Origin of the sequence: Streptomyces pseudogriseolus, assembly GCA_002154585.1 — a bacterium.
In the GTDB taxonomy this organism is placed as follows: Bacteria; Actinomycetota; Actinomycetes; order Streptomycetales; family Streptomycetaceae; genus Streptomyces; species Streptomyces pseudogriseolus.
In genome coordinates this window covers 1-10675 of the sequence record MUNG01000398.1, presented here as the reverse complement: position 1 = coordinate 10675, position 10675 = coordinate 1, and the positions used below count along the sequence as shown (strand labels likewise).

Annotated in this window: 11 protein-coding genes and 1 pseudogene; 9 read left to right on the top strand and 3 right to left on the bottom strand. The window is 69.9% G+C overall.

Annotated elements, in window-relative coordinates; translation table 11 throughout:
* The coding region (locus CCN29_RS28925; protein WP_442538540.1) for a BBE domain-containing protein at positions 1-294 on the top strand (294 nt) is incomplete at its 5' end.
* A 97-nt stretch (positions 295-391) separates the two neighbouring features.
* Here CCN29_RS28925 and CCN29_RS28920 read toward each other — a convergent pair.
* The 3 genes from CCN29_RS28920 to CCN29_RS28910 all read right to left on the bottom strand — a co-directional run bounded on the left by CCN29_RS28920 (position 392) and on the right by CCN29_RS28910 (position 2857).
* The gene (locus CCN29_RS28920) at positions 392-1099 is read right to left on the bottom strand and encodes a phosphatase PAP2 family protein (RefSeq protein ID WP_006136306.1); all 708 of its coding nucleotides are present in this window, start codon (positions 1097-1099) and stop codon (positions 392-394) included.
* A gap of 210 nt (positions 1100-1309) precedes the next feature.
* Positions 1310-2320 carry a C40 family peptidase gene (locus tag CCN29_RS28915; protein ID WP_442538539.1) on the bottom strand — a complete coding sequence of 337 codons (1011 nt, stop codon included), beginning with the start codon at positions 2318-2320 and terminating at the stop codon, positions 1310-1312.
* 69 nt (positions 2321-2389) lie between these two features.
* Positions 2390-2857, bottom strand: a complete 468-nt coding sequence (locus tag CCN29_RS28910; RefSeq protein ID WP_086685521.1) for an ATP-binding protein — start codon at positions 2855-2857, stop codon at positions 2390-2392.
* 200 nt (positions 2858-3057) lie between these two features.
* Here CCN29_RS28910 and CCN29_RS28905 point away from each other — a divergent pair, with 200 nt between their 5' ends.
* The 8 genes and pseudogenes from CCN29_RS28905 to CCN29_RS28870 form a co-directional block, all read left to right on the top strand.
* On the top strand, positions 3058-3903 hold the full coding sequence (locus CCN29_RS28905; RefSeq protein ID WP_031023707.1) for a helix-turn-helix domain-containing protein: 846 nt from the start codon (positions 3058-3060) through the stop codon (positions 3901-3903).
* An 11-nt stretch (positions 3904-3914) separates the two neighbouring features.
* Complete coding sequence (locus CCN29_RS28900; RefSeq protein WP_031023709.1) at positions 3915-4265, top strand: DUF397 domain-containing protein; 351 nt, start codon at positions 3915-3917, stop codon at positions 4263-4265.
* 274 nt (positions 4266-4539) lie between these two features.
* Positions 4540-4848 (top strand): DUF8827 family protein, encoded by a 309-nt coding sequence (locus CCN29_RS28895; protein WP_006136301.1) that lies wholly within the window; start codon positions 4540-4542, stop codon positions 4846-4848.
* 200 nt (positions 4849-5048) lie between these two features.
* Complete coding sequence (locus CCN29_RS28890) at positions 5049-5849, top strand: DUF8175 domain-containg protein (RefSeq protein ID WP_086685519.1); 801 nt, start codon at positions 5049-5051, stop codon at positions 5847-5849.
* On the top strand, positions 5839-7161 hold the full coding sequence (locus CCN29_RS28885) for a hypothetical protein (protein WP_086685517.1): 1323 nt from the start codon (positions 5839-5841) through the stop codon (positions 7159-7161). Before CCN29_RS28890 ends, CCN29_RS28885 begins: the two co-directional genes overlap by 11 nt.
* On the top strand, positions 7158-8717 hold the full coding sequence (locus tag CCN29_RS28880; protein WP_031023715.1) for an SCO6880 family protein: 1560 nt from the start codon (positions 7158-7160) through the stop codon (positions 8715-8717). Before CCN29_RS28885 ends, CCN29_RS28880 begins: the two co-directional genes overlap by 4 nt.
* A gap of 14 nt (positions 8718-8731) precedes the next feature.
* Positions 8732-10141 (top strand): ATP-binding protein, encoded by a 1410-nt coding sequence (locus tag CCN29_RS28875; RefSeq protein ID WP_006136296.1) that lies wholly within the window; start codon positions 8732-8734, stop codon positions 10139-10141.
* 20 nt (positions 10142-10161) lie between these two features.
* Positions 10162-10675: pseudogene (locus tag CCN29_RS28870) on the top strand (type VI secretion protein); the annotation flags it as partial.

The window sequence follows — 10675 nt, the reverse complement described above, 5'->3', positions numbered from 1 at the left end:
AACCGGGTCGCGCCCACGGCGACGGCGTTCGTGCACCGCCGCTCCCGCGTGCTCGCCCAGTACCTCGCGTCCTGGAACCCCGGCAGCGGCGACGGCTCGACGATCCGGGCCTGGCTGACGGACACTCACCAGGCCCTGCGCCCACACGCGTCCGGCACCGCGTACCAGAACTACACCGACCCCGGCCTCACCGACTGGCGCCGCGCCTACTACGGCGAGGCCGCCCCGCGCCTGTCCCGGCTGAAGCGGCGCTACGACCCGGACCGCGTCTTCACGACCCCGCAGACCCTCTGAGCCCCGCAGCTCTCGTGAGCCTCTGCGCCTCTCGGGACAGACCGAGGGCCCGTGANNGACGGAGATCACGGGCCCTCGCCGTGCGGTCGTGTCGTCGTCAGGCCGCCAGGTCCCGCTCCTCGGGCTCGGAGCCCGCGGCCCGGCCCCTGCTCCGCTCGGCCACCCGCCGTCGCTGCCCCTGCGGCCGCGCCGCGATCAGCCAGCCGGCCTTCGGCGACCGCTCCACCGCCCGCATCAGCGGCGTCAGCAGCGCCATGGCGAGCGGCGACAGCAGCAGCGCGACCGCCGTGCCCAGCGCCAGTCCGCCCACCACGTCCGTCGGGTAGTGCACGCCCATGTAGACGCGGATGAAACCGCCGATCAGGCCCAGCACCAGGGCGACCAGGCCGAAACGCCGGTTGGCCAGGAACAGACCCACCGCCAGCGCCATGCAGAGCGTCGCGTGGTCGCTCACGAAGGAGAAGTCGTCCTTGCCGTCGACGAGCACCTCGAGCCCCTCATGGTCGTTGAACGGCCGTGGCCGCTCGACGAATCCGCGGATCGGCACGTTCACCAGGACCGCGACGCCCGCCGCGAGCGGCGCCCACACCAGGGCCGCCACCGATGACGCGGCGTCAGGCCCGCCGCGCTGACGCACGCCCCACCAGCACCACAGCACCATCGCGACGAGGCCGAACAGCACCCCGTACTCACCGACGAACTCCATGACGTGGTCGAACCACGGCGGGGCGGCCTTGGCCAGGCCGTTGATGTCGTAGAGCAGGTCGACGTCGGGGTTCGACCCGGAATCGGCGAGTCCAGCCATGGTGCTGCGGCCCCTTCGTCATGTCGTCCGGCGCGCGGACGCGCGCCGTGTCTGCCACCCCCGTGGTCTGTAGATCCGCTCGTCCGCTCGGCTACGAGAACAGGAACGCACGGTCCCCGTCGATACGTTCCACACTCCACCGAAAGATCACGCAGACGTTATCGAAGAGAGATGCGTCTTCGCAGCTCAGACGGGCGTTTGTCGCTCCGCTCACACCGTCGTGGGGAGCGCTTTCGCGCCATCTTCCGTGACCCGGGTGGCACCAAAGTAGTCAGGAGTGTCGATCGGGTCGAATCGGATCACCGCGCCGGGACGCGGCGCGTCGATCATGTACCCGCCGCCGACATAAATGCCCACATGCCGGATGGCCCGCGAATTGGTCAGGTCGTCCGAGAAGAACACCAGATCACCCGGCAGCAGCTCGTCCCGGGCCGGATGCGGACCCGCGTTGTACTGGTCGTTCGCCACCCGGGGCAGCTCGATTCCCACCGTCTCGTACGCGGCCTTCGTCAGACCCGAGCAGTCGAAGCGTCCTCCCTGGTCAGCGGTGCCGTTGCCGCCCCAGAGATAGGGCGTGCCGAGCTTCTTCTGTGCGAACGCGATCGCCCCGGCGGCCTGCCGCGAGGGATCCACCCGCCCCACGGGCGCGGCGAAGCTCTTCTCCAGCTCCCGGATGCGCTGCACATAGTTCTGCGTCTCCTGGTAGGGCGGCACACCCCCGTACTTGATGACCGCGTACGCCCCCGCGTTGTACGAGGCGAGCATGTTTTCGGTCAGATTCCCGCCCACGTCCTTCACATAGGACGCGAGCGCGCAGTCGTATGCCGCCGCCGACGGGATCGCGTCCTTCGGGTCCCACACGTCACGGTCCCCGTCCCCGTCCCCGTCGATGCCGTGCGTGGCCCAGGTGCCGGGGATGAACTGCGCGATGCCCTGCGCCGCCGCATGGCTCTGCGCCTTGGGGTTGAACCCGCTCTCCTGGTAGAGCTGGGCGGCGAGCAGGGCCGGATTGATGGCAGGGCAGTAGTTGCCCCACTTCTGCACGAGTGCCTGATACGCGGCCGGCACGCTCCCCTTGGCGAGCGCCTTGCCCGCACCGCCGCCCACCCCGTTGGCGAGGTTCCCCGCGATGACGTAGACCCCGACGGCGAGCAGCATCACGAAGGCGAGCGCGGAGCTGACGGCGACCCCTGCCGCGATCCATGCCTTACGCACCGTCAACCGCCTTTCGCCGTCCGGCAGTCCACCGCCGACCGTCAGTGTAGAGGCGGCACCCCCTCTTCGGGATGATCACGGACGACATTGGCGCGGTTGCTGCGACGGTCCCCTCCAGCCGCACTCCGCCCACAGCACCTTCCCGCCGGACGGTCCTCCCGGTTCCCCCAGCCGCGAGGCGCCCCAGGCGTCGGCGTACGCCCGGACAAGGGCCAGTCCCCGTCCGCTCTCCGAGCCCTCGTCCGGCATGACGCCGTGCGCGAAGCCGGCGCCCAGCCCGGAGGGGACGGCCGGGTCCTTGTCCCACACCCCCAGCCGCAGCTGCCCGGACGCCAGGGGGCTGATGTGCAGCGCGTACGGACCGCCGGTGTGCAGATGGGCGTTGGTCAGCAGCTCCGAGGCGAGCAGTTCGGCGGTGGGGGCGAGCCCGCCGAGCTTGTAGGCGGCCAGTACGGACCGCAGGGTCGAGCGGGCGATCCCCGGTGAGCGTGGATCGCGCGAGAGGTGAAGGGTGTAGGACCAGGGCGGGGCTACGGTGGACATGGAAGTCTCCGATCAGCGAGGTGTGTTGGATGCGTGCGAACGGGAGCCCAGGCATGCCGACCCGTCGATCGGTGCGCTTCTGGGCGGGGCGCCTGGTAACCAAGCTAGCCGCGTTCAGCTAACGCATTAGCCAGATCTCTAGATCTACATTAGCCTCCACCCGAGTGGGTGACCGTAGCGCCGAGGGGACGTCAGGAAACGTGAGAACCAGCCCGACAGGCCGTCAGCTCCGACTTGGCTCCGAGCTGCGGAAACTGCGCGAGCGCGCGGGACTCACCGCCACAGAGGCCGGTCAACTGCTCGGCGTGAAGCAGAACCAGATCAGCAATACGGAAGCCGGTCGCATCGGTGTGAGCCCGGAACGGGTACGCACGCTGGCGCACCACTACAAATGCGGCGACCCGGCGCTCGTCCAAGCCCTCAGCGACATGGCCGCAGACCGCAAGCGCGGCTGGTGGGAGGAGTACCGCGAAATCCTCCCCGCCGCGTTGTTGAACCTGGCCGAAGTCGAGCACCACGCGACTCGCCTACGCAGCGCCGTGACCGTCCACATCCCCGGCCTGCTTCAGACCACCGAACACGCACGCGAACTGTTCCGGCAGGTCGTGCCTGAGTTCCCACCGCCGGACATCGAGCACCGGGTGTCCTTCCGCATCAAGCGCCAGGCCGTGCTGTACCGAGACTCCGCCGTCCCGTACCACGCCGTGATCCACGAGGCGGCGCTACGCATGCAGTTCGGCGGCCCGGTGACCGCCCGCGCGCAACTGCAACACCTGCTGGACATGAGCGAGCGTGAGCACATCACCATCAGAGTGCTGCCGTTCACGGCCGGAGGCTTCCCGGGGTCGGGGCAGTCGATCTTCTACTCGCACGGCCCCATCCCTCAGCTCGACACCGTCCATCTTGACCAGTCCCACGGACCCGTGTTCCTCGATGCCGAGGCTCAACTGGACATGTACCGCGTCCTGCTCGACCGTTTGGACTCGAGGGCGCTCGCCCCGGACAAGTCACGCGACGTCATCCACCACCTCGTCCGAGACCTGTGAGAGGAAACGCGATGTCCGGACTCAACTGGCAGAAGTCATCTCTGTGCGGCTCGGGAGACTCCTGCGTGCACATAGCCGCCGGCCCCGCCGGGATCCACATAACCGAGTCCGCCGATCCCCGCGGAACGATCCTCACCACCACCCCCGACGCCTTCCGCGTCCTACTCCACTCCCTCAAGGGAGAACCCCACCGGACCCCTGAGGCGCCCGTCCTCGAAGTGACCACCGCCGGCGACGGCGACACCGTCCGCCTCCACACTTCCGGAGCCCTCGGTGCGCCCGCCGTCACCACCGACCGCCGCCGCTGGGACGCCTTCGTCCAGGGCGTACGCGCGGGCGAGTTCGACCACTTCACGGTGTAGCCGTCGGCGCGCTCCGATGCCGGAACGAAAGTCGTCACGGTTCGTTGTGAAGCATCACCCAGCGTGATACACAGAGTGACGATACGACTCTTCACCCGTCGGAGCGCGCCCCTCCCGGAGTCCGGCGCGCGCCGGTGGCAAGCTATTCCTACGAAACCCGCCAACAGATGACGCCAAGTCGACATACGACGGCGTCATCGTCGGCGACAATGAGGCCTGACCTCTGCACCCCCGCAGAGGATGCGGAACTACCCATACAGGGGCGGTGACTTACATGCTCTTTGCGGCCGACGAGGGAGACATCAACACCATCATCGGCGGGATCGCTCCGGACTGGGGCCCCTTCGGCAGCCTGGGCAACGAGGCCAAGGTGATGATCGAAGTGGTCATGGCCGTCGCCATCCTCATCTGCCTCGGCATCGCCATCTGGGGGGCGGCCAAACAGCGCATCGGCGCCACCGCGCTGCGGGACACCTTCTCCGCCGAACAGGGCAAGGGCCTCATCATCGCGGGACTCACGGGCGTTTTCATCATCGGGTCGCTCGGCACCCTGTTCACCATCGTGTACGGCATGGCCGTCTGACGCCGCATCACCGCTTCCGACCGGGCACGCCCGGCACCCCCTCCATCCCACCCGCCCGTCGTGCCCACCGGCTGAGGTTGCGTTTCCCTGATGTCCAGTCACCACACCACGCCCGAGCGGCGGCCGGTACGGCTACCGTCGTACGTGGAGTACACGGAGTACGAGGTGTTTCCGCACGACGCTGAGGGGGCGTACGCGGCATGAGTCTCGGAGACGACACGGGCCGGACCCGCACCCGCCTGCCGGAGGGGAGCGGCGACCCGTACGGCGGCGCGCGCAGAAACGGGCGGTCGTCGTCGCGCAGCCTGGTCACCGTCGTCGGCGTGGTGGTCCTCCTCATCGCGGCCATCGCCTTCGCGAACCGTGGAGGCGGGGATTCCGACGGGGAGGAGGGGGCGGACTCCCCCAAGGCGGCGGCGACGGCCCCGTCGGGCGAGAAGCCCGTCTCCGCGGGTGCGGCCGGTATCCCGGCGGGCTTCGCCCACGACCGGCAGGGGGCGGAGAGCGCGGCGGCCAACTACTCCGTAGTGCTGGGTTCCGACGGCATGTTCAAGAAGGACAGCCGGCACTCCATCCTCGGGACCATCTACACCCCCGATGCCGCGGAGAAGCTCCGCCCCGCAATGGATCAGGCCTACTCCGCGGACTTCCTGAGCAAGCTGGGTCTCGATGCGAACGGCAACCCTCCGCAGGGCAGCACCTTCGTCTCGCGCACCATCCCGGTCGGCACGAGGGTCGAGCAGTACGACGACACCAACGCCCGCGTTGCGGTCTGGTACATGGGCCTGATCGGCATGTCCGGCGAGAAGTCGATCGACCCGGTGACCACCACCTGGAAGACCTGGACCTTCGAACTTCAGTGGATCGACGGAGACTGGAAGATCTCCGCCGACACCCAGAAGGACGGCCCTGCTCCGGTCCCCGGAGATGACAGGGCCGCCAGCTCTGAAGAGATCAGCAAGGCTGTCGAGGAGTACGGAGGGTTCACATATGCCCGGTAGCCCGCGTCACGTACTCAAGCTCGCCGCGGTGGTCGCCGCTGTACCGGCGGCCGCCGTCGGACTGGCCGGGCGCGCCGTCGCGGCGCCCACTCCGGCACCGAGCGACGATCCCTGCGACCTTCTCATCGGCCCTGCGAAGCAGTACTGCGAGCGGGACGAGGGCGGCTCCGGAGGAGGTGGTGGAGAGCGCTCCACCTTCAACGACCCCACCTCCGCCCTGGACCCCCTCGCCTCCCTCGCCCGCGGCTGCGCCGACGCCGCGTCCTGGACGGTCAAGCAGCTCAGCGCCGCCGTCGAGGACACCGCGAAGGTGGACTTCACCAACGACACGTTCCTCCAGCAGTACGCCGTCGTCTTCGCCGCGTCGACGATCCTCACCCTGCTGCTGTGGCTGCTCGCGGTCGCCAAGCGGGCCGTCCGCGGTGTGCCGCTGACCACCGCCCTGTCCGAGGCGATCGGCTTCCTCTGGCTGACCGTGCTCGCCTCCGCCTTCACCCCGCTGATCCTCTACACCGTCGTCTCCGCGACCGACGGCGTCACCGACGTGCTGGCGAAGGCGACGGGCGACCAGACGGACACGTTCTTCGGGACGTTCTCCGCCGCCCTGGAGAAGGGGAACGACATCGGCGGCGGCCCGATCATGCTGATCGTCGTCTCCCTCGTCTCGATCCTCGCGGCCGGCGTCCTCTGGCTGGAGCTGGTGATCCGCGCCGCCCTGCTCTACGTCGGCGCCCTCCTCGGCACCGTCGTGTACGCGGGCCTGGTCGACAAGAACCTGTGGGGCCACGTCCGCCGCTGGGCGGGCATCATGATCGCCGTGATCATGGTGAAGCCGGTCATCGTGATCGTGCTCGGCCTGGCCGGCGCGCTCTCCGCCGACGACGGCCCGGACGCCTTCTCCGCCGTGGTCTCCGGACTGGCGATCATCCTGCTCGCCATCTTCGCCTCGGCGATGATCTACCGCTTCGTCCCCGGCTTCGGCGACGAGATCGCCGGCTCCCGCAACAACCGCATCATGCAGGGCGCCGAGGGCAAGGCGGCCGCCGTCATCAGCTCGCCGGCCACCCTGGTCGCCCAGGGCATCAAGACCCACAGCACCCGCGCCGACAACCACGGCGGCGGCCAGTCCTCCGCGCCCCGCCCGGCCAACCCCGCCTCCGGGGGAGTCGCCGCGCACAGCTCCCGCCCCTCGGGCGGCGGCGGATCCGGGTCCTCCGCCGCGCCCGCGCCCCGGTCGGCGAGCCCGGTGAACACCCCGCACGCCGGCACCCGCAACAGCAGCACCAACCGCAACGGAGGTGAAGGGCGTTGACGACCGAGTCCCATCTGTCCCCCGCGGTCACGCCCCGCCGTACGTATCTGATCGGCCGCGCCCGGCCGAACGCGATCGTCGGCCGCAATCGCGAGACCGGTGAGATCGCGCTCATCGTCATCGGCGCGTTCCTCGGCATGATGTGCGGGCTCCTCGTCCCCGTCCTGTCCGTACGGATCGTGCTGCTGGCGGGTCTGCCGATGCTCGCGCTCGCCGCCGTGTACGTGCCGTACAAGCACCGCACGTTCTACAAGTGGTTCGAGATCAACCGCAGTTACAAGCGCACCCTGCGCAACGGCGCCACCTACCGCTCCGGGGTCGTCGAGGCCGGCACCCGGCTCGACGGCCGCGAGGTGGAGGTCGGACCGCCGCCCGGCATCGGCAGGATCACCTGGCTCTCCGCACCGTTCGGGCCCGACGAGATCGCCGTGCTGCTGCACGCCGACCGCAAGACCGTCACCGCCGCCATCGAGATCGAGGGCCCCGGCGTCGGCCTGCGCGACTCCGAGGACCAGGAGGCCCTCGTCGACCGCTTCGGCACGCTGCTCAAGCACGTGGCGAACGGCGACGGCTTCGTCACCCGCCTCCAGATGCTCGCCCGCACCCTGCCCGCCGACCCCGACGCGCACGCCAAGGACGTCGCCGTACGCGGCGACGACAAGGCGCCCGCCTGGCTCCAGCAGTCGTACGACCAGCTCCAGTCGATGGTGTCGACCAGCAGCGAGCAGCACCGCGCCTACCTCGTCGCCTGCATGCACTACAACCGCGAACTGGCCGCCGAGGCCAACACCATGGCCCGCGCCATGCGCAGCCAGGGCGGCGGCCGGGTCGACCGGGACGCGGGCCTCGCCGTCGTCATGGCCCGCGAGCTGACCGACATCTGCTCCCGGCTCCAGGAGGCCGACATCCGCGTACGCCAGCCGCTCGGCCAGAGCAGGCTGTCCTCGCTGATCCACTCCATGTACGACCCGGACCACCCGATCGACCACATCCAGGCCATGTCCCAGCGCAACGCCTGGCCGGCCGAGCTGGACGCCACGGAACCCACGTATCTCCAGGCCAAGACCCGCGAGTCCGCCACCCGCGCCCCCTGGTGCCACGCCACGGCCTGGGTGAAGGAGTGGCCGATGACCCCGGTCGGCGTGAACTTCCTCGCGCCGCTGCTCGTCCACACCCCGGACGTGATCCGCACGGTCGCCGTCACGATGGACCTCGAACCCACCGAGGTCGCCATCGAACGCATGCTGACCGAGAAGACCAACGACGAGGCGGAGGCATCCCGCGCCGCCAAGATGAACCGGACCGTCGACCCCCGCGACGTCGCCGCGCACAGCCGTCTCGACCAGCGCGGCGAGGACCTCGCCAGCGGCGCCGCGGGCGTCAACCTGGTCGGCTACATCACCGTCTCCTCCCGCACACCCGAGGCCCTGGCCCGCGACAAGCGGACGATACGGGCCTCGGCCGGAAAGTCGTACCTGAAGCTGGAGTGGTGCGACCGCGAGCACCACCGCGCGTTCGTGAACACTCTCCCGTTCGCCACCGGCATTCGTAGGTAGGGGCTGAGCTGAAGATGCGGGATCCGCTGTCCGTCGTCACCGACGCCTTCACGTCCTTCCTGTTCGGGAAGGTCGAGACGACCCGGCTGCCGGTACGCACGTCCACGGGCCAGGCGCAGGCGGTGTACCTGCCGACCGCCGCGCCCGGCCTCGGCGACTCCGGCGTCATCATCGGCCGCGAGGTCTACTCCGGGAAGGGCTACATCTACGACCCCTTCCAGCTCTACGGCCAGCAGCTCCCCGCCCCCCACTGGCTGGTCCTCGGCGAGTCCGGCAACGGCAAGTCCGCGCTGGAGAAGACGTACGTCCTGCGCCAGCTGCGTTTCCGCGACCGCCAGGTCGTCGTCCTGGACGCCCAGGGCGAGGACGGCGTCGGCGAGTGGAACCTCGTCGCGCAGGAGCTCGGCATCACCCCCATCCGGCTGGACCCGATGGCCGCCCTGGACCACGGCATCCGGCTCAACCCGCTCGACCCGTCCATCACCACGACGGGCCAGCTGGCGCTGCTGCGCACCATCATCGAGGTCGCCATGGGGCACGGCCTCGACGAGCGCTCCGGCTTCGCCCTGAAGGTCGCGCACGCCTACGTCAACGAGACCGTCGTCGAACGCCAGCCGGTGCTCTCCGACATCGTCGACCAGCTCCGCCACCCCGAACCGGAGTCGGCCGAGGCGATGAACGTCGCCATAGACGACGTCCGGGCGTGGGGCCTGGACGTCGCGCTGGTCCTCGACCGCCTGGTCGACGGTGACCTGCGCGGCATGTTCGACGGCCCGACGACCGTCGGCATCGACCTCGACGCCCCGCTCATCGTCTTCGACCTGTCCCACATCGACCGCAACTCCATCGCCATGCCGATCCTCATGGCGATCGTGGGCGTGTGGCTGGAGCACACCTGGATCCGCCCCGACCGGAAGAAGCGCATCTTCCTGGTCGAGGAGGCCTGGCACATCATCAACAGCCCGTTCGTGGCGCAGCTGTTCCAGCGGCTGCTCAAGTTCGGCCGGCGCCTCGGCCTGTCCTTCGTCGCGGTCGTCCACCACCTGTCCGACGTGGTGGACGGAGCGGCGGCCAAGGAGGCCGCGGCCATCCTGAAGATGGCCTCGACCCGCACCATCTACGCCCAGAAGGCGGACGAGGCGCGGGCCACGGGCCGGGTGCTCGGCCTGCCCCGGTGGGCCGTGGAGATCATCCCCACGCTCACCCCCGGCATCGCCGTCTGGGACGTCAACGGCAACGTCCAGGTCGTCAAACACCTGGTCACCGAGACGGAACGCCCCCTGGTCTTCACCGACCGCGCGATGACCGAGTCGTCCTCCGACCTCGCCGACGACGCCCTGCGCGCCGCCGAACTGGAGGCGGAGGAGCGGGCGGCGGCCTTCATGGAACAGCACGTCGGGGACTCCGAGTCCACGGTGGCGTAAGAGCGGCATGAGGGGGACGCATGAGACCGGACGAGCGGCGCGGGCAGAGCGGCGGCCAGAGCGGCGGCATCCCGGACGGACTGCTCGTCGGGGTGCTCGCCTTCCTTCTCGGCATGACGGCAATGGTGTGGACGGCCACCGGCCTGGCGGGCCTCTTCGCCCACGGCCACTGGCCGTCCGGCCTCTCCTTCACCCACACGCCGCTCGCGGTGCGCCACCTGATCGCGAACCCGCACGACCTTCCAGGCGCCTGGCCCGACGCCCCGCCCGCCGACCTCTCCGGCTACGGCCTCTTCTGGGGCCTGCTCATCGGCCAGCTGATGATCGTGGTGGTCCTCACCGTGTTCGTCCTGGGCACGGTGGCCCGATGGCGGGCCGTACGGGCGCGGAGGCGGGCGGAGGTACGGGCCGCGCAGGCCCCCGCGCCGCCGAAGCCGATGCCGATGCCGGAACCGAAGCCGATGCCGGCCCCTGAGCCTGAGCCCGAGCCGGTCCAGGAGCCCGGTCCCGCGCCCGTGCACGAGGTCCCCGCCC